Origin of the sequence: Boudabousia liubingyangii, from assembly GCF_001907245.1 — a bacterium.
GTDB classification, from domain to species: Bacteria; Actinomycetota; Actinomycetes; order Actinomycetales; family Actinomycetaceae; genus Boudabousia; species Boudabousia liubingyangii.
The window spans coordinates 154,279-172,766 of sequence record NZ_MQSU01000003.1 but is presented as its reverse complement, the minus strand read 5'-3'; the positions used below and the strand labels follow the sequence as shown (position 1 = coordinate 172,766).

The 18,488-nt window shown below is 55.0% G+C and carries 17 protein-coding genes, 1 tRNA gene and 1 riboswitch; of the genes, 5 read left to right on the top strand and 13 right to left on the bottom strand.

Going from position 1 to position 18,488, the window contains the following annotated elements:
• Position 1 precedes the first annotated feature (1 nt).
• Positions 2–1,924 carry a ribonucleoside triphosphate reductase gene (locus BSR28_RS05455; RefSeq protein WP_083563107.1) on the bottom strand — a complete coding sequence of 641 codons (1,923 nt, stop codon included), beginning with the start codon at positions 1,922–1,924 and terminating at the stop codon, positions 2–4.
• A gap of 158 nt (positions 1,925–2,082) precedes the next feature.
• Complete coding sequence (locus BSR28_RS05450; protein WP_073713564.1) at positions 2,083–3,057, bottom strand: phosphatase PAP2 family protein; 975 nt, start codon at positions 3,055–3,057, stop codon at positions 2,083–2,085.
• A gap of 109 nt (positions 3,058–3,166) precedes the next feature.
• On the opposite strand from BSR28_RS05450, the gene BSR28_RS05445 reads away from it, so the two are divergent.
• From BSR28_RS05445 to betT, 3 genes are all read left to right on the top strand, one after another.
• On the top strand, positions 3,167–3,853 hold the full coding sequence (locus BSR28_RS05445; RefSeq protein ID WP_073709569.1) for a LytR C-terminal domain-containing protein: 687 nt from the start codon (positions 3,167–3,169) through the stop codon (positions 3,851–3,853).
• Positions 3,854–3,991: 138 nt separating this feature from the next.
• Positions 3,992–4,933, top strand: coding sequence for a bile acid:sodium symporter family protein (locus tag BSR28_RS05440; RefSeq protein WP_073709570.1), 942 nt, complete (start codon positions 3,992–3,994; stop codon positions 4,931–4,933).
• A 162-nt stretch (positions 4,934–5,095) separates the two neighbouring features.
• Positions 5,096–7,171 carry a choline BCCT transporter BetT gene (gene betT / locus BSR28_RS05435; protein ID WP_073713563.1) on the top strand — a complete coding sequence of 692 codons (2,076 nt, stop codon included), beginning with the start codon at positions 5,096–5,098 and terminating at the stop codon, positions 7,169–7,171.
• A 151-nt stretch (positions 7,172–7,322) separates the two neighbouring features.
• Here the strand turns inward: betT and upp are convergent, their stop codons facing one another.
• A complete protein-coding gene (gene upp, locus BSR28_RS05430) occupies positions 7,323–7,961 on the bottom strand; it encodes a uracil phosphoribosyltransferase (protein ID WP_073709572.1) in 639 nt (212 codons plus the stop codon).
• A 176-nt stretch (positions 7,962–8,137) separates the two neighbouring features.
• Here upp and BSR28_RS05425 point away from each other — a divergent pair.
• Positions 8,138–8,227: transfer RNA gene (locus BSR28_RS05425), tRNA-Ser, on the top strand.
• A 310-nt stretch (positions 8,228–8,537) separates the two neighbouring features.
• Here the strand turns inward: BSR28_RS05425 and BSR28_RS05420 are convergent.
• The 5 genes from BSR28_RS05420 to BSR28_RS05400 form a co-directional block, all read right to left on the bottom strand.
• A complete protein-coding gene (locus BSR28_RS05420) occupies positions 8,538–9,371 on the bottom strand; it encodes a MetQ/NlpA family ABC transporter substrate-binding protein (RefSeq protein ID WP_073709573.1) in 834 nt (277 codons plus the stop codon).
• Positions 9,372–9,533: 162 nt separating this feature from the next.
• Positions 9,534–10,241 carry a methionine ABC transporter permease gene (locus BSR28_RS05415; protein WP_073709574.1) on the bottom strand — a complete coding sequence of 236 codons (708 nt, stop codon included), beginning with the start codon at positions 10,239–10,241 and terminating at the stop codon, positions 9,534–9,536.
• On the bottom strand, positions 10,241–11,278 hold the full coding sequence (locus BSR28_RS05410) for a methionine ABC transporter ATP-binding protein (protein ID WP_073713562.1): 1,038 nt from the start codon (positions 11,276–11,278) through the stop codon (positions 10,241–10,243). The genes BSR28_RS05415 and BSR28_RS05410 overlap by 1 nt, the downstream gene beginning before the upstream one ends.
• Before the next feature lie 5 nt (positions 11,279–11,283).
• Positions 11,284–11,376: riboswitch (SAM riboswitch) on the bottom strand.
• A gap of 161 nt (positions 11,377–11,537) precedes the next feature.
• On the bottom strand, positions 11,538–12,482 hold the full coding sequence (locus tag BSR28_RS05405; protein ID WP_073713561.1) for a TIGR01777 family oxidoreductase: 945 nt from the start codon (positions 12,480–12,482) through the stop codon (positions 11,538–11,540).
• Complete coding sequence (locus tag BSR28_RS05400) at positions 12,479–13,384, bottom strand: polysaccharide deacetylase family protein (protein ID WP_158020328.1); 906 nt, start codon at positions 13,382–13,384, stop codon at positions 12,479–12,481. The genes BSR28_RS05405 and BSR28_RS05400 overlap by 4 nt, the downstream gene beginning before the upstream one ends.
• 10 nt (positions 13,385–13,394) lie before the next feature.
• Here BSR28_RS05400 and BSR28_RS09025 point away from each other — a divergent pair, with 10 nt between their 5' ends.
• Entirely contained in the window at positions 13,395–13,616 is a 222-nt protein-coding gene (locus BSR28_RS09025; RefSeq protein WP_158020327.1) for a hypothetical protein, read from the top strand.
• Here BSR28_RS09025 and BSR28_RS05395 read toward each other — a convergent pair.
• The 5 genes from BSR28_RS05395 to BSR28_RS05375 form a co-directional block, all read right to left on the bottom strand.
• On the bottom strand, positions 13,579–14,880 hold the full coding sequence (locus BSR28_RS05395; RefSeq protein ID WP_083563167.1) for an MFS transporter: 1,302 nt from the start codon (positions 14,878–14,880) through the stop codon (positions 13,579–13,581). The genes BSR28_RS09025 and BSR28_RS05395 overlap by 38 nt on opposite strands.
• A gap of 142 nt (positions 14,881–15,022) precedes the next feature.
• The gene (gene ispD, locus BSR28_RS05390) at positions 15,023–15,799 is read right to left on the bottom strand and encodes a 2-C-methyl-D-erythritol 4-phosphate cytidylyltransferase (RefSeq protein WP_073713560.1); all 777 of its coding nucleotides are present in this window, start codon (positions 15,797–15,799) and stop codon (positions 15,023–15,025) included.
• A gap of 20 nt (positions 15,800–15,819) precedes the next feature.
• Complete coding sequence (locus BSR28_RS05385) at positions 15,820–16,377, bottom strand: CarD family transcriptional regulator (RefSeq protein ID WP_073709579.1); 558 nt, start codon at positions 16,375–16,377, stop codon at positions 15,820–15,822.
• Between the two features lie 68 nt (positions 16,378–16,445).
• Positions 16,446–17,135: a response regulator transcription factor gene (locus BSR28_RS05380; protein WP_073713559.1), complete on the bottom strand. Its 690-nt coding sequence runs from the start codon at positions 17,133–17,135 to the stop codon at positions 16,446–16,448.
• Complete coding sequence (locus BSR28_RS05375) at positions 17,113–18,309, bottom strand: sensor histidine kinase (RefSeq protein WP_083563102.1); 1,197 nt, start codon at positions 18,307–18,309, stop codon at positions 17,113–17,115. Before BSR28_RS05375 ends, BSR28_RS05380 begins: the two co-directional genes overlap by 23 nt.
• Positions 18,310–18,488 lie beyond the last annotated feature (179 nt).

Sequence of the window (18,488 nt, the reverse complement as noted above, 5' to 3'; positions counted from 1 at the left end):
TCTAGGCCACCTGGGCGGCCGCCGGCAGGTCCGGTACCCGAGCTTCCTCGAAATACTGGCGCTGCGCAAACTCGCCCTGCTTACCGATATTGAAAGAAGCAACCGGACGGAAGTAGCCCATCACGCGAGTCCAAACCTCACACTCAACCTCGCGACCCTGGGCGGCACACTTCGGGCAGTGCGGGTGCTCGCCCGAAACATAGCCGTGAACCGGGCAGATAGAGAAGGTCGGTGTGATCGTAATGTACGGGGAACGGAACTTAGCCAAAGAACGACGAACCAGCTCTCGGCAGGCCTCCGCGCTAGAAACCCGCTGCCCCATGTACAGGTGCAAAACCGTGCCACCCGTGTACTTCGTCTGCAATTCTTCCTGCATGGACTGCACTAGGAAAGGATCAGCAGAGAAATCCACCGGCAACTGCGAAGAGTTCGTGTAATACGGGTTCTGATCCGTGCCCGCCTGCAAAATTCCCGGGAAACGCACCCGGTCCTCTTTAGCGAAACGATAGGTCGTACCCTCTGCCGGAGTGGCCTCAAGGTTGTAAAGGTGACCGGTTTCCTCTTGGAACTGTGCCAGCTTCTCGCGCACAAAATCCAGCAGGCGCGCACACATCTCATGCCCGCGCGGGTCAGCAATATCGTAGACATCCCCGGTGAAGTTCCGGACCATCTCATTCATGCCGTTAACCCCAATGGTGGCAAAGTGATTATCCAAAGAACCTAGGTAGCGCTTCGTGTACGGGAATAGCCCCGCCTGTAGGTGACGGTCAATCTCGGCACGCTTGAGCTCCAAAGTGACCTTGCCCAATTCGAGGAGGCGGTCCAGTTCGGCGCGCAGAGCGTCCTCGTCCCCGGCAAAACGGTAACCCAGGCGGGCCATGTTGACCGTGACCACGCCAATCGAACCGGTCTGTTCGGCCGAACCAAAAAGCCCATTGCCGCGCTTCAGTAGCTCACGCAGGTCCAGCTGCAGGCGGCAGCACATGGAACGAATCATGCCCGGATCCAACTCGGAGTTCACAAAGTTCTGGAAATACGGCAAACCGTACTTGGCGGTCATCTCAAACAGGGCCAGCACGTTCGGGCCATCCCAGTCGAAATCCTTCGTAATGTTATAGGTCGGGATCGGGAAGGTGAAGACGCGCCCGTCAGCGTCCCCCTCCGTCATGACCTCAATGAACGCCCGGTTAATCAGGTCCATTTCGGCCTGCAGTTCCCCATAGGTGAAGTCCATGACTTCCTCACCAATCAGGGGCTGCTGGTCGGCTAGGTCCGCGGGGCAGGTCCAGTCGAAGGTCAGGTTCGTGAAGGGGGTCTGGGTACCCCAGCGGGACGGCACGTTCAGGTTAAAGATCAGTTCCTGCATGTACTGCTTGACCTGGTCATAGCTCAGGTTATCCAAACGCACGAAGGGGGCCATATAGGTATCGAAGCTGGAGAAAGCCTGCGCGCCCGCCCATTCGTTCTGCAGCGTGCCTAGGAAGTTGACAATCTGACCGGCGGCAGAAGAGAAATGTTTCGGCGGGGCGGAAGAGATCGCTCCGGCCACGCCATTAAATCCCTGCTCTAGCAACTGGCGTAGGGACCAGCCGGCACAGTAACCAGCAAAGACATCCAGGTCGTGAATGTGGATATCACCCTGACGGTGTGCCTGACCGGCTTCCTGCGGGTAGATCTGTTCTAGCCAGTAGTTAGCCACGACCTTCCCGGAGGTATTGAGCATCATGCCGCCCAGGGAGTAGCCCTGGTTGGCGTTGGCGTTAACGCGCCAGTCGCTACGGTCTAGGTATTCGTTTAAGGTGCTGATCGGGTCAATGGTGACTTTACGGGCGGGGGCGGTTCCTTGCTGACGTAGCAGGGTTAGGTTTTCGGCTTCTTTGCCGGGCTGGGTGGCCAGTTTTGACGAGGGCGCAGAGACAGTCACGGTGCTTCCTTTGGCTTTTTGTTTTGGTCAGGGTTTACGTCGTCTGGCTTTGGCGGCGCAAAACCCATATTGGCGCGTGACACACCAACACCACAGCATCTAGTGGGGCGTGTTTTTAAAAAACACAAGATATAGTGCCCAGGTAGGGACTTGGGTCCCTACTGAACCAGCTTATCTACCGACCGCAGCACCAAAGACACAAGCCCCAAAATCAAGCTCAAACCCGCCAGATGCGCCAAGTGCACCACCGCACCACCGGCATGCGCCTGCCGGAAAATCTGCGCCACCAACACTTCAGAACCAGAAAAACCAAACTGATTCCAAATCATCATCGCCACCAAGACAGAGCTAACCAAACCCAAAATAAAGAAGGCCCAGCCAACAACCCCTAGGAAGTGCTGCATACGCAGATCACCCCAAGTGCGTCCTCGGGAAGCTTCTAGGGGAGTAAACAGAAGGCCAAAGGCGCCCGCAATCATGACCGCACCCAACACATCCGAAGGACGATGCCAAGCATTAATTACAGTCGCGGTTCCCACCGTAGAAACCCAAATTGCACCCAGGAAGGCGGTGAAAGAACGCCAACGACGGGCTACCACCATTACTGCCGCCACGCTCACGGCCGCTGCCGCCGCCGTATGGCCAGAGGGGTAAGAGTTCGGTAGCGCATAGGTGACCCCAAAAGCGGGGCGCCAAAAAACGTAACGCTTAAGTAGCTGCACTACCCCAATGGTGAGCAGCATGACCGCCAGCGCACGTAAGCCCAGTTCCCAGCGTTGACGCCAAAAAGTAATGATTACCACCAGGATGGCCACAATCACGATCATCTTGGTTGAAACTAGGAACAGGACGACCTCGTCAACACCCCAAAGTTGACCATCCCAAACCCCGGCCGCTTCCATAGTGAAGGCATCCAGGATCTGGCCGGGACGTGTTAAAACGGCGGTATACCAGAGTAGTACCGCCCCCAAAAAGCCCATAAAAGCCTTGGAAAAACGCAGTAGGTAATCACGTTTTCGGACAGCCCGATGGGGGCCGGCGGGCCTAGGGGTGGATTCCTGTTTTGGGTACCACTCGTCATCCTCGGCCGCAAAAGCCGAGGACGAATAGCGCCCACGATTTACAGAATCCATAGCTATAACCCTATCTTAGGCAAACAAAAAACGCGCGAAGCAGGTCCCCCAAGCGGGCAGACCCACATTCTGCTCCCAAAAATCCCCGAAATGAAGTAACCTAAACCTTGTGACTAAAAAGGATTTAACCCCACGCGAAATTTACCGGGAGCGCTTAGCTCGCACCCGGTCAGCTACCTACCTGTCCATTATTGGGTTCCTTTCCCTAGTTTTAGTCATCAGCTTGCTCATCACTGGCGGCCTACTAAAAGCCCCCATTGATCCGGCTTTCAAACACAAGCCCTATGAGCCCACCTACTACCAGGCCCCCTGTATCCCGAAGGGGGAAACGCCCGCACCGCCCTCGGCAATTAAGGTCAATGTCCTTAACGCGACTGAGACTCGCGGTTTGGCAAACACCACCGCGGACGCTCTTAAAGCCCTGGGCGTGAAGGTCGGCAAGGTTGGCAACTCCTCTTTGACCGTCGATAACGCCGGTAAGATCCGCGCCTCGGTCCACGCCGTGCGGCAGGCATACTCCCTGGCCACCTTGATTCCCGGCAGCAGTGTGGAACTAATCCCCACCAACTTTGGGGATCCCGAAACCCTAGAACTTCTCATTGGTGACGGTTACGAAAAGGTCCTAACCGCAGAGGAATACAAGAACCTAGCCAATGACCGGAAGTTGCAGGTGCCTGAAGCCTGCGCCCCGATCGACCCGGATTTTGTGGCCCAAGAGAACGAACAGCTCAAGCAGAAGCAAAGCCCCGAAGGAACCCCGGGCACACCTAGCCCGGCCGCGACCCCAGCTAAGTAAGGTTCCCCAACTGCCCCACTTTGAGCAGTCGAATTTTTAAGCGTGATACTGCTTAAAAAATCCCCCAACTATAAGATTCTGAAAATCTTTTAGTGCTATTCTCTTTGCCTGATTTAACCTCATCGCAGAAAGACGTTTATGAGCAAAAAGCCCAACCCTTTGGTGTCCGCCCTAGGTTTCCCGCTACTGGTAGTCTTTGCCGGAGCCTTAGGCTGGCTGGTGCCCGCCGTTTACTCCCCCGTTTCACCCTATATTCTGCCGCTCTTGGGCGTCATCATGTTCGGCATGGGTCTGACAGTACGCCCGCGCGCCCTGCTGACGGTTTTGGAGCACCCAAAGGCCCTGACCATTGGGGTGCTGACTCAGTTTATTGCCATGCCATTGGCTGGCTGGGCTGTGGCCAGTATGTTGAACCTGCCCCCTGCACTGGCCATTGGCGTGATTATGGTCGGTTCTTGCCCGGGCGGTACCGCCTCTAACGTGGTCGCTTACTTGGCTCGCTCAAACGTGGCGCTTTCGGTTTCTATGACTACCGTTTCGACGCTGCTGTCCCCCATTTTGACGCCCATGTGGGTACTGCTTCTGGCAGGCACTCACATTAAGGTTGGCTTCTGGGCCATGGTTTGGTCGATTACCAAGGTAGTCCTACTGCCGGTCCTAGCCGGTTCTACCCTGCGGGCCCTGTTGCCCCAGCTGGTAAAGAAGATCGAACCGATCCTTCCTGTGGCTTCTGCTTTGACGATTGCGATCGTGCTTGGTTCCGTGGTGGCCGGTTCGGCTGCTTCCCTATGGTCAGTTGGCCCGCTAATCTTCGCGGCCGTGGTGATTCATAATCTGATTGGCATGACCCTAGGCGAGCTAGTTGGTTGGGCTACGGGACTGTCCCGTCGTGACCGTTCTGCTTTGACCGTCGAGGTGGGTATGCAGAACTCGGGTCTGGCTTCGGGTTTGGCGAAGGCTTTCGTGCCGTCCCCCGAGGCCGCCGTAGCGGGTGCTATCTTCTCAGTTTGGCACAATGTTTCCGGCTCTATTTTTGCGGCTTGGTCCCGCCAGCAGATCCCGGCGAAGGTCGAAGACTAATCCGTCACCCCTGCCAGCAATCCCAGCTTAAAAGGGGTTCATGCCGCTAAGGAAAGTCTTGTTGCCTAGTGGAGATACTCTTCGTGCACCCTCGTGAAGCGTTTATGCTTCCCCGCGCGTAAGTGAAGGCCTTTTAGGGGCACTCCGGTAAGGTTAGTTCCTATGAAGAGACCCACAGCAGTTAACTGGCCCGTGTTCGTGACCAGTTCGGTAATCATCTTCCTGATTGCCGGATGGGCGATTATTTCCCCCACTGGTGCCGCCACCGCCCTAGGTGCGGTAGTCAGCCATGTCGCCGGCACCATGGGCTGGTTCTATGTGCTCACTGCTGCGATCGTCCTAGTGTTTATGATCTGGGTGGGCCTTTCCGAATACGGTAAGCGTCGCCTAGGCGAGGACGATTCCAAACCACAGTTCGGCTCTTACGCTTGGGCTTCAATGCTGTTTGCTGCCGGCATTGGTGTGGACCTGCTCTTCTTCTCTGTGGCCGAACCGGTCAGCCAGTTCTATGAGCCACCTACCGGCCCGGGTGGTGCCGCCCCCGGCACCGACCCCCTCCAGGCGGCCCAGGCTGCCCGTAACGCGGTAGTTCTGACCCTGTTCCACTATGGCATTACCGGCTGGGCTATCTACGCCCTAATGGGTTTAGCTTTTGGCTATTTCGCTTACCGTTTCCACCTGCCCCTGTCGATTCGTTCGGCCCTGGCTCCCCTATTAGGTCGCCGTATTCATGGCCGTTTGGGTGACACGGTGGAAGTGGCTGCGATGCTAGGCACGATCTTCGGTGTGGCCACCTCGCTAGGGATTGGCGTGGTTCAGTTGAACTACGGCCTGTACCTACTGTTCGGCTTGCCGGTACGCATGTCTTCACAGATTGCCCTAGTTTCCATTGCGGTTATCGTCGCTACTGTCAGCGCGGTTTCGGGCGTGGACAAGGGCATTAAGCGCCTTTCTGAACTGAATGTGGGACTGGCGATCTTCCTAGTCTTCTACGTGTTCGTAACGGGTAAGGCGCGTTTCTTGCTGAACGCCCTCGTGATGAATATTGGTGACTACCTGTCCAGCCTGCCGGGACTGACACTTGATACTTATGCCTATACGGATCCCACCGACTGGATGAACGCTTGGACGCTGTTCTTCTGGGCTTGGTGGATTGCGTGGGCACCTTTCGTGGGCCTCTTCTTGGCGCGCATTTCTAGGGGTCGTACGCTGCGTCAGTACGTCGCGGGCACGCTGAGCGTTCCCTTTATCTTCGTCCTGGGTTGGGTGAGTATCTTTGGTAACTCCGCTTTGGCCCGCGTGATTGATGGTGACCACGAGTTCGGCCAGTTGGCGATTGATCATCCCGAGCGCGCCTTCTATGACCTGCTGACCGCCTACCCGGGGGCAACCTTCGTGGCTGGCTTAGCGTCCTTGATTGGTTTGCTACTTTACGTAACCAGTGCGGATTCGGCGGCCCTAGTGATGGCGAACTTTACCGCTAAGATCACGGACGCGAACGTGGACGGCCCGGCTTGGTCGCGCATCTATTGGGCGGCGGTAACTGGCCTGCTGACGATTTCGATGCTGCTGGTGGGTGGGATTCCGGCCCTGCAGTCAGCCACAATCGTTATGGGTTTGCCCTTTGCGTTTGTGCTTTACCTGTTGATGTTTGCTTTGGTGCGGACTTTCCAGACGGACGTTGATCCGCTTTCCGAGGTTGCCGAGGAAGCCCCTGCCGATCCGCTGGCAGAACTGGGCTTGACTTGGTCGCAGAGTATTTCGCGTGCTACGGCTTACCCGGACGCTCAGGTTTGCGATAACTTCATGCTTAATGAGGCTCAGCCGGCCCTGCTGCAGGTCAGTAAGGCCCTAGAGAAGCAGGGCATTAAGTCGCGGGTTGAAACTGCTGTGGTGGCCGGTTTTGCGGGTGGCACGGAAAGTAGCCATACGGTTCAGTTGCGCGCTCCCCTGCGTGGTGAGGATCGTCGAATCTTCACCTACACGGTGGTGCCTACCGAAATCGCGGTGCCGTCTTTCGTACTGCGTTCAGAGCCGACTCGTGACTTGTATTTCCAGGCACAGGTAGTGGTGAACGTGGAGGGTGAACCCCTGCCGGGTGGCCGGATTCCGGGTGCACAGAACTACGACCTCATGTGGTTGACGGCCGATCAGGTTGCCCAGGATGCGTCCCGTCGTTATGAGTCGTGTTCACGATTGTTGACGGACCCGGCCGCGACTGAGGCTGCGCCGGCCTGAGGTTAGCTGATTCTACCTTTCCGGTTTTTATGCTTTAGAAATTGTTTGGGCCCCGTGGCAGATCATGATTGATCTTTCACGGGGCCCAAACTATTGGTATTGGGTTAGCGCTTACCTAGTTTTTGAGCGTAGGTTTGCGCGATCTTGACGCTTAGTCGACGATCCCGTATAGGCGGTCACCAGCGTCACCTAGGCCGGGGACGATGTAAGCATTTTCGTTTAGCTTTTCGTCTACGGCGGCGACCACTACGGTGACGTTAGCGCGGTGGCCAACGGCTTCTTCTAGGGTCTTGAGGCCTTCGGGGGCGGCCAGGATGCACACGCAGGTGACGTCTTTAGCGCCCTTGTCTAGTAGGAAGTTAATGGCGTCGATTAGGGTGTGACCGGTGGCCAGCATGGGGTCTACCACGAAGCACTGACGACCTGAGAGGTCTTCAGGTAGGCGGTTCGCGTAGGTGTCGATCTCTAGGGTGACTTCGTCACGCTTCATGCCTAGGAAGCCCACGGAAGCGGTGGGTAGGAGGCGGGTCATGCCGTCTAGCATGCCTAGGCCGGCGCGCAGGATGGGAACCACGATCGGACGGGGTTCGGCTAGGCGCTTTCCGGTGGTGTGAGCTACGGGGGTCACGATGTTGACGTCTTCAACATTGATTTCTCGGGTAGCTTCGTAGGCTAGTAGGGTGACTAGCTCATCGACTAGTTGGCGGAAGACCGCAGAGGGGGTTTCCTTCCGACGTAGAGTGGTGAGCTTGTGGTCAACGAGGGGGTGGTTTACTTCAATCAAACGCATGACTTAAAGGTATCGCGATTTTGTTTCAAGCGCTAGGTTCAGAGTCATATTTTTGGCACTTTGTAAAAAACCACCCATTCTCTTAGTGGGCTGCCTATCACTATCGTCCCGGTGACAGGTATCGCGTTTATAGCGTTTGTGGATAATTCGGCATATTTGGTAGGATATTGGCCTAAGGAAGCGTGTCCGAGCGGCCGAAGGTGCAACACTCGAAATGTTGTGAGGTGTCACAGCCTCCGGGGGTTCAAATCCCTCCGCTTCCGCCAGTGATCCCGTGTTATCAGCGATAACACGGGATTTTTGTTGCGATTAAGCCAGTTACTCAAAATCGCACCCCGACACAAAAGCTACCAACCAGCCAGAAACAAGCATGTTTTTGATTCTGCAATGGCACACGTGTGGCATGACAACAGTTTTCAAATAGTGTTTGGGCCCCGACCGGATTACCCGGTTAGGGCCCAAACGAACATCTACCCGTGCTTCACCGGCGGCCCCGAATGACTGTTAAAAGGGCGACTGGTTTAGCGGATTGAGGTTTTGAGTAACTTGCCTAAGTTTTAGTTACTCAACTGCGAATCAGAAGGTCGGGATAACTGAACCGTCGTCCCAGGTCTTTTCGATGTAGTCCTTGACTTCCTGGGAGTGTAGTAGCTCTTCTAGCTTCTGCACGCCGGGGTTGTTGTCGCCTTCGCGCCATACAAGTAGGTTGGAGGCGGGGTTGTTTTCGGTGGCTTCCACTAGCAGGCCGTCCTTCTTAGGAGCTAGGCCAGCTTCCTGAGCGAAGTTACCGTTTAGTACGCCTAGGTCAACGTCGTCTAGGGAGCGAGCTAGCTGCGGGCCAGCGACCTCGGCGAATTCGAAGTTCTTTAGCTTCTTTACAGTGTTGACGTTAACTTCACCGGAGGCAGGGATTTCCACGAGCTTAGCCTGGGCTAGTAGACGTAGGGCGCGTTCCTGATTGGTGGGGTCAGAGATGATGCCGATCTTGCCACCCTCAGGTAGTTCTTCCACAGCCTTTAGCTTCTTGGAGTAAACCGCTAGGGGCTCTAGGTGGACGCCCTTACCAGCTTCAAACTTGTAGCCGCGCTTTTCGCTCTGGGTCTTCAAGTAAGGAACGGTCTGGAAGTAGTTGGCGTCTAGTTCCTTGGAAGCTAGTGCTTCGTTGGGCAGGATGTAGTCATCGAAGGTTTTGATTTCTAGCTTTAGGCCGTTCTTTTCAGCCAGGTTTTCCTGAATGTATTCTAGGATCTTGGCGTGGGGAACGGGGGAAGCACCCACGACGACGGTGGTTAGTTCCTTGCCGTCAGCGGACTTGGTTTCAGCCTTCTGTTCGGTGCTGCTGGAGCAGGCGCCTAGGGTTAGGGCCAGGGCAACGGCGGGAACTACTAGAGCCTTGTTGAACTTACGCATTTTATTCTCTTTCTTTTTTGTTCTGTGCACTTGGTGCTAATCAGAAGTCTTTAGTTGTTAGTGGTTGTTTTGATGGGTGACGGATGTGGTGTGAGCCCGTCTGAGGTATAGGTCGCCTCAGGGTTTAAAGTTTTTGGTTTAACTCCGGCGGTAGATTCGGGCTTAGCGGTGATCTACACGCCGGCTGAGCATGTCGCCAATCATCTGGACGCCTTGGACGATGATGACAATCGCGATCGTGGTTACGACCATGACGTCAGTTTCCCAGCGGTTGTAGCCGTAGTTCATGGCCATCTGACCTAAACCACCAGCGCCTAGCGCGCCCGCCATGGCACCGTAGCCGATGATCGTCACCGTCAGCACGGTGATTGACTGGACTAGCGGTCCGGCGGCTTCCCTGACGAGGACGTCCAGCAGGATTCGCATTCGGGAGGCACCCATCATTTGGGCGGCCTCAATTTTGCCTTGGTCAACACCCAGTACGTTGGTTTCCACTAGGCGCGCGAAATAGGGGACGGCAGCGATCGTCAAGGGGATGACGGTGGCTTTCCAGCCGATGGTGGATCCGGAAAGTAACCTAGTCAGTGGCATGACTGCCACGGCCAGAATCAGGAAGGGAATGGAACGGCCGATGTTTACAATCACGGCCAAGACATTGTTTACCGTCTTAGAAGCGAACAGGTGCCCCTTCGAGGTGGCCACCAGTGCCAAACCCAGCGGCAAACCGATCAGGACGGTAAGCGCAGTGGACACAAAGGTCATTTCTAGGGTTTCCCAAACGGCCGGCCAGAAGTTCTTCACGATGGCCGGGTGGTAGAGCCAGCGGCCCTGGTTCGGGTCGTTCACTAGCGGAAGTAGGTTGCTTAGCATTAGAGGTAGACCTCCTGTGCCACGATGCCTTCTTGTTCAAAAGCAGTAATGGCGTCTTTTACCTTTGCGCGTTCCACGGTGACAGCTAGGCGGCCTAGCTGGGTGGTGCCGATGGTTTCAAATCGTCCGGCCGCGACGTCGCCACCCAGCTGGGAGGCTAGGCCCAGCACCTTTGAACCGGTGGGGTTACCGGGGGTGGAGGTGAAACGTAGGTCTAGAAGCGAGTCGCGTTCTAGGTTCAGGTCTTTAGCTTCTAGGGACGGGAAGGGCACTAGTTCGTTGGCTAGCTGTCCGCGCACGTCCGCAGCGACCTGCTCTAGCGGTCCACTTTGAATGATGCGGCCGGCATCTAGCAGGCTGACACTGTCACAGATTTCGCGCACTACAGACATTTCGTGGGTAATGATCACGATGGTGACCTTGAGCTTGCTGCGCAGTTCGCATAGTAGGTCAAGGATCTGGCGGGTGGTTTCGCCGTCTAGGGCCGAGGTCGGCTCATCGCAGAGCAGCACGGGCGGGTAGTCAGCTAGAGCGCGGGCAATACCGACGCGCTGTTTCTGGCCGCCTGATAGTTCCGAGGGGTACGAGGTAGCGCGGTCCGATAGGCCCACAGTTTCGAGTAGGTCTTCGACGCGACGCTTGATTTCAGCCTTCGGTAGTTTGGCTAGCTTTAACGGGTACGCGACGTTAGCGGCAACCGTCCGAGAATCGAGTAGGTTGGCATGCTGGAAGACCATGCCAATGCCGGTGCGCGAACGGCGTAGATCTTTCTGTCCCTGTCCGATCATGGACTTGCCGTTGACTTCGATTTCACCATCAGTGGGTTCTTCGAGGCCGGTTAGGCAACGGATCAGGGTGGACTTACCAGCACCTGATTGTCCGACGATGCCGTGGATTTCACCACGGCCGACAGTCAGGTCTACCCCACGCAGAGCGTGCACTTCGGTCCCCTTATTTTGGGTTTTATAGACCTTAGTGACGTTGCGTAGTTCAATCGCGGCGCCCTTAGCAGGCTCCTGTGATTGCTGGTTGGTCATTCTTACCTCCATCGTTCTTGGCGGTAGCACCCACACCGAGGGTTCGGGGGTTGCTGCAGCTTCATTGAGCCAAGTCTCTCTGCTGCTCTAGATGGGCTAGTGAAATTAAGTTAACTGGATAGTAGGGGTTTTAGCAAATCCAACGGTCGTGCAATAAAACACACCACTTATTGCTCAAAACTAATAGCTTTACTTTCCATTCTGCTCAAACCAGATGCGTTTTCTAAACTTTTCGGTTTACAGAGTTCAGATTTAGCGGTTATTTTTCGCCAAATTCGTGCTCCCATGCCTGCGGCACAGTTAAATCTTGAAATTCGAAACCGGATTCCAATAGTGCTGTGGGAACCACACGCTGGGAAGCCAAAAGTAGTTCCTCCCCCATCTGTCCCAATAGTTTCAAAGCAAACTTTGGCGCTACCCAAGGATTAGGCAGGGAGTAGAAACCACGGCAGAACTGATGCAGGTTCGCATTACGAATAGGTTCAGGACAAACCATATTGAAGGGCCCCACAAAATCCTCCCGATTCAGAACATGCCAAATCGAAGCCACCGCATCACGTAGGGAAATGTAGACCTGCCATTGCTGCCCATCACCCAGTCGGGCACCCAAGGCATGCCGGTAGAGCTGATCAAGCATCTGGCCAATCCCGCCACGATTAGAAATCACCAAACCGGTCCTAGGATTTACCACGCGCACTCCTGCAGCCTGCGCAGGTTCTGCTGCCGCTTCCCAACGCTCACAAAGTTGCGCTAGGAAACCAAAACCGGGCACCGCATCCTCACCTAAAAGCCGATCCCCTTGACTACCGTAATAGCCGATCGCCGATCCAGAAAGGAAAACCTCGGGTCGTTGCGATTCCGGCAGGGCCGCAATGGCCTTTGCCAGTACTTTGGTGGAGGCTAGGCGCGAGGTTGCCAGCAGTTCTTTCCGGCTTGCAGTCCAAGGCTGGGGAGCGATGGCCGCCCCATTAAAACAGGCGATCGCTTGTGCGCCAGCGATTACCGACAGGTCAATCTGGCCAGCACTGGGGTTCCAAGTGGCCGTCTGGCGACCATGCTGATCCTTAGTGATGTTCCCATCCGGTTGATCGCTGCGGCGCAGGATTCGTACCTGCCATCCTTGCGCTTCGGCATGGTCGGCTAAGGCAGAGCCGATTAAACCGGCTCCCGCGATGATCAGTAACGGTTGGGAAGCTAGACTCACTGCGGCAAACCTCGGATTTCTTCAAGCTTGAAGTAAGAGAATCCCGGCTTGAGCCCCTTGCTCTTAAACAGCTGCGGGATGGTCACAAAGTGGTAGCCCTTAGCCTGATATTCCTTGACAATCACAGGGATCACCTTAGCGGCAACCGGGTGAATATCGTGCATCAGAATGATGCCGCCAGGGCCTAGCTGCTGATGAATGTACTCGATACTCTTATCCGCATCTAGGTACTTCCAGTCCAGGGAGTCAACACTCCACAGAATCGAGGCCTGGTTGAGGTTCTTCATCAGGGTACGGATCCGGTGATTGAAGGCACCATACGGCGGGCGCATCATATTCGAACCATGCCCCAAGGCAGCTTTAATCGCGTCATTGGTGGCGGTAATCTGCCAGCTGGCCTGCTTATCGTTGAGCTTGGTTAGCTGCGGGTGGTTCCAAGAGTGACCACCAAGCGCATGTCCTTCAGCCACGACCTTTTTGGTGAGTTCAGGATGGGCGGCAACATTTCGACCCATCTGGAAGAAGGTAGCTTTAATGCCCGCTTCCTTCAAAGCCTTTAGGGTTGCTTCGGTGTATTCTCCCGGGCCGTCATCAAAGGTAAAGGCTACGCACTTGACTTTTTCACAGTCGGGACCCCCATCGGGCGAGTTGAAGCCAGGCGGGTTAGCGGCCGGTGCTTGCGGGGCCGAGGTAGCCGGGTCAGACACGGTTGGGGCAGCTGGAGCCTGATTGGAAGGCGCAGTCGGATTTTCCGCACTGGACGTGGACGGTTCGACGGTGGCCTTGGGCTTTTCGGGAGTAGCCGGCGTGGACTTCGGGTTTTCCGAGGTCGCCCCCTCAGTTTCTGGGGTGGCTTGGGTAGGTGCCGGGGTGCTAGCAGTACTTGCCTGTTTGTTAGGCATAGGTGGCAAGGTGGCATCTTCAGAACAGCCGGCCAGCGACATTAAAGCGAGCGCGCTGACGCTAAACACTACCGAAAAAGAACGTTTCAAGGATTGTCCTTCCAAAAACAATAACTTCATTAAGCATTACAGCATAGACCCGTTTGCCAACTCACTTCAAGTAGCCACGCAACTATTGCTGTGTGAGCTTAAAGCTATGCTTGGTGGTTCAGGTGTGCACGCTCAGGCTTGACCGGAATCAGCAGTGCTAGACCGGCTAGTAGGATCAAGATAATGCCCAAGATGCCCCAGTATTCACTGCCGTCTTGCTGACCGGTGAACAGGCTACCTAGGCTCAGGAAGACCGCGTACATGGCCGGGGCTAGGAAGGAAACGGCACGACCGGTGGTGGCGTAAAGACCGAAGACTTCACCCTCTCGACCCTCAGGGATCATGCGTCCCAGGAAGGAGCGGGAGGCCGATTGGGCCGGGCCTACGAAGGCGGTCAACGCTAGACCGAAGGTCCAGAAGATGATCGGGCCACGGCTGTGCAGGAAGAAGACCACTAGGCCACAGAAGATCATCGAACCTAGAGCGATCAAGATTACGCGCTTGGGACCAATTCGGTCTTCGATGAAGCCGAAGGCGTAGGTAGCGACACCAGCGATAACGTTTGCGGCGATCGCGAAGATCATAATGTCAGAGTTTTCGAAGCCGAAAACGGTACTGGCAATGATTGCACCGTAGATGAAGACGCCAGCTAGGCCGTCGCGGAATAGTGCTGAGGAAGCCAAGAAGAGGACGGTCTGCGGGGCTGCATGGTACAGGTCCTTAACGGTCTTCCAAAGCATCTTGTAGGAATCGATAATGCTTTCGTGGTGGGATTCGTCAGCCTCGGCAGATTCGTACTTGCGGCCTCGAATCGTGAAGAGAACCGGCAACGCAGACAAACCAAACCAGATAGCGGAAACCAAAATCGAAGCACGGATAGTCATGGAGTTCGTGCTGGTAACACCGAAAGCGTGCGGTTCAGAACCTAGGAACATGAATAGCAGTAGTCCCAGTAGGACAATGCCGCCCATATAGCCCGAACCCCAGCCAATGCCAGAGATGGTACCCATATTCTTTGAGGTGGAGATGCGCCCCAGCATGGCGTTGTAGTTAACTGAGGCGAACTCGAAGAAAACGTTTCCTAAACCAAGCAAGAAAATACCTAGGTACAGGGCGTTCATCTTACCCAGTGAGGATTCGGGGTAAACCCAGAACATACCCACCATGCAGGCCACCACCGCGAAAGTATTGAGGCCCAAAAGTAGGGTGCCCTTGCCGCGACGGTCGGCTCGCTGACCGGTGATCGGGGCCAAAAGCGCAATAAAGATACCGGCGATCGTCAAACCAATAGAGAGTTTGGAGGACGCGGTGTGCTTGTCGGTGAAGTTACCGTCTGCCGTCAGGAAGACAGAGAAAACGAAGGTAGTGACCACCGCATTGAAGGCGGCAGAGCCCAAGTCCCACATGGCCCAGGCAATGACGGGCCAACGAAAGACCTTATCACGCGGGTCACGCTGGGAATTATTCGTGTCGTTAACGTTTTCACTTAGAATTGCTTCCGCCGGTACAAAACCGGATGCCTCAGGGGCGGGGGTCGCTTCTGGGGTCTTACTCACGGAGGTCTCCTCTCTGCCCGAAAGGCAGCTGTGGGGTATTAATCGGCTGTTCTTCAGCTAGGATTTCCGCCAGCTTCAGGTCAACCATGGTGGTAATCTTCAAGGCTAATTCGTCACCGGCTACAATCCGAACCGGATAGTCGAAAGCTTCCATGAGGGCCGCATCATCAGGCGCAGCCTTCGCTTCGTCAGCGGAAAGGTCGCGGGCTTTTTGATGCACAGCCCAAAGTCGTTCGAAATCGAAACCCTGCGGGGTTTGAGCCGCTCGTAAGGCATCTCGATTCGGGGATCCCAAAACTAATGGGAAGTCTTCTATTGCTGCGTCAGGACGAATCTGCTTGATCGTGTCCTTAACGGGAAGGGCGGGAACCAGGGCCACCGCGCCCTCGACCAATCCTTCAATAACGCGCTCAAAAACGGACGGCGGTGTCAATGCGCGGGCCGCATCGTGAACCAGCACCAGCGACTGGGGGCTGATTTCGGAAAGTAATTCCAAGGCGGCGTAGACGGAAGCCTGACGGGATACCCCACCGGGGACCAAATGAATTGCGTAGGGCAACTGGGCCGGTACCGCTTGGGCAAAGAGTTCCCGCTGCGACTCTGGATGGGTAACGATTACACCAGTGACATCTTCTACCTGAGACAGGTTAATCAGTACTCGGGTTAATGCCGGATGCCCACCCAGGGGTACAAGAGCTTTAGGCACCTCTGCGCCTAGTCGGCTTCCACTTCCGGCCGCGGTGACAATCACCCAGACCTCTCTGGTCATCCTCACGTTGCTAGGTCCAATCAGTCAGCGACTGTAGCGTTAATCCCAGGGATCGGGCCGCCGGGTAGTTCACCCTCGGGCACATCATCACCAAAAGCTTTGGCCAGCACCATGTCTAGGCGAGTTTGAGCCTGTTCTTCATTAATGCTGCGTGCTAGTGCAAGTTCGGATACTAAAATCTGCCGGGCCCGCAATAACATGCGCTTTTCCCCGGCAGAAAGACCACGTTCACGTTCACGTCGAGTCAAATCACGAACGACTTCAGCAACCGCTAGGGTGTCACCACTAGCGATCTTTTCCACGTTAGCCTTGTAACGACGCGACCAATTAGAGGGCTCTTCAGGATTTTCCGCCATTAGAACTGAGACCACTTCTTCGAGGCCCCCTTCATCAATGACATCCCGCATGCCAACCATTTCTACATTTTTGGCTGGAACTTGAATACGAAGATCCCCCTGGGTTACCCGCAAGGACAAATAAGTGCGTAACTCACCGCGAACAATTCGTTCTTTGATTTCCTCAATTACGGCCGCACCGTGGTGCGGGTAAACGACCGTCTCGCCAACCTTAAACGCCATGAGGAGCTCCTTTAGTTAGTTAAGCAATACCTATTCTAGCACTTTATTAAAATCATAATAAAGTCGATTTAGGATTCAGCTTCACTCTCAAGTTTATAACCCAGACCACGAACCGTCACAATTCTGCTGGGATTGGCCGGGTCAGCTTCGATCCTTGAACGCAGTCTCTTGATGTGTACATCAAGGGTTTTGGGATCCCCTACATAGCCCGGCCCCCAGACCCGATCAATAATCTGGTAGCGGGTTAAGACGCGACCTGGGTGCGCCATCAGATAGGCCAAAAGCTCAAACTCACGCAAGGGCAACTGCAAACTCTGTCCATCCAGCTGTACCTCATGACGCTCAGGATCTAGACTCAAATTACCAACCTGCAGGACCTGACCCGAGTCACTACTCCCCTGGTGACGACGCAATACCGCTCGCACCCGAGCTAGCAGTTCACGATACGAATAGGGCTTTGGCAGATAGTCATCAGCACCCAGCTCCAAGCCTACGATCCGGTCTACGACCTCATCTTTGGCCGTGACCATAATGATGGGAACGTCCGATTTGGCGCGCAGTTTCTGGCAAACTTCGGTCCCTGAAATCCCGGGCAGCATTAGGTCCAATAGAATCAGGTCAATATTTTGCCGCTCAAAGATTTCCAGAGCCTTTTCTCCGGTCGCAGCAGAATAAACCTTGAACCCATCGCCTCTTAAGGAAAATTCAAGGGTTTCCCGGTAGGTATCTTCGTCATCAACGACCAGTATCGTATTCAAAATATCTTCCCTGTTTCAGATCAGAACCGGATCCAACTTCCGCTTCAGGTAAAATTATAGTAAATGTTGACCCTTGTTCGGGGTTGGACCAGAGCTTTACAGAACCGCCATGATTCTGTACCACATGCTTAACAATAGACAATCCTAAGCCAGTTCCGCCAGCGGCTCTGGATCTTCCGGCATCAACGCGATAGAAACGCTCAAAGATTCGTTCCTGTTCGTCCTTCGGAATTCCAATCCCCTGATCAACCACTGCCACTTGAGCACGACCATCAACCAGATTCACCTTAATGCCCACACTAGTCCGAGGGGGCGAATAGCGAATCGCATTTTCGATCAGGTTACGCAAAGCCGTTTTAAGCATGTGCCGGTCACCCCAGATTCTCACTTCGGACTGGGCCGGCTGGAACAGTAACTGGGTTTCTGACTGGTTTGCGGACCACTCCTCTGACTGCACCACTTCCGCAGCCAGCTCGTTCAGATTTAAAAGCTGGGGCTTAGCTAGAGCATCCGGGGCCTGTAAACGGGTCAGCTCAATAATGTCCCCGATCAATACCGAAAGGCGATGGGCTTCAGCATTGAGTTTAAGGGCAAATTTGGAAACCACCTCGGGGTTATCCGCGTGGTCCGCAATCGTTTCCGAAAGCAGGCTAATAGCCCCCACTGGAGTTTTAAGTTCGTGGGAAACGTTGGCGGTAAAGTCTTGACGGGTCTTTTCTAGACGACGGGAAGCGGCCGAATCCTCGGCCAAAATTAGGATCTTCTGGGAGCCCAAAGCGGCCACGCGGACCAGCAGTTTCCGGGTCTTAGTGCGTTTTCCGCGACCGGGATAGAACTCTAAATCCCGCTCAATCACATGCCCTTCTGCACGGACTTCCTCGACGATTTCGGCAAGCTCGCGATTGGCAATGTGCTCATCAACGATGATGCCCTGCGCAAAAGCTGCCGCATCCGCATAAACGAGCCGGTCATCCTCGTCCAAAATTACTGAAACATAGGGCAAGGCCGCCAATAAGAACAGTACATTCGGTTCGACGCGTGGTTTCTGATCCGGGTCTTTGGGGGGCGATTCATGGCGGGCTTTTTCAGAAATCCAGGCCGCCCAAACCCCACCAGCGCCGACAATCAGCCCCAGTAGGGCCGCAATCGCGCCAATAACAACTTCACTCTCCACAGATTAAACACTAAAGGAAAGTCCGCCTGAAAGCACCCACAGCAGAGGATTTAAATAATTTTGCGACAAACTGTTAACCAGCCGTTCACCTTTTGGGCAAGGCACGTTCACTTTTATCTGGGAAACTCTTTACAAGACAAAAACCTTGGGCTTATTTTGCCCTCACCAATTTTTGAAGG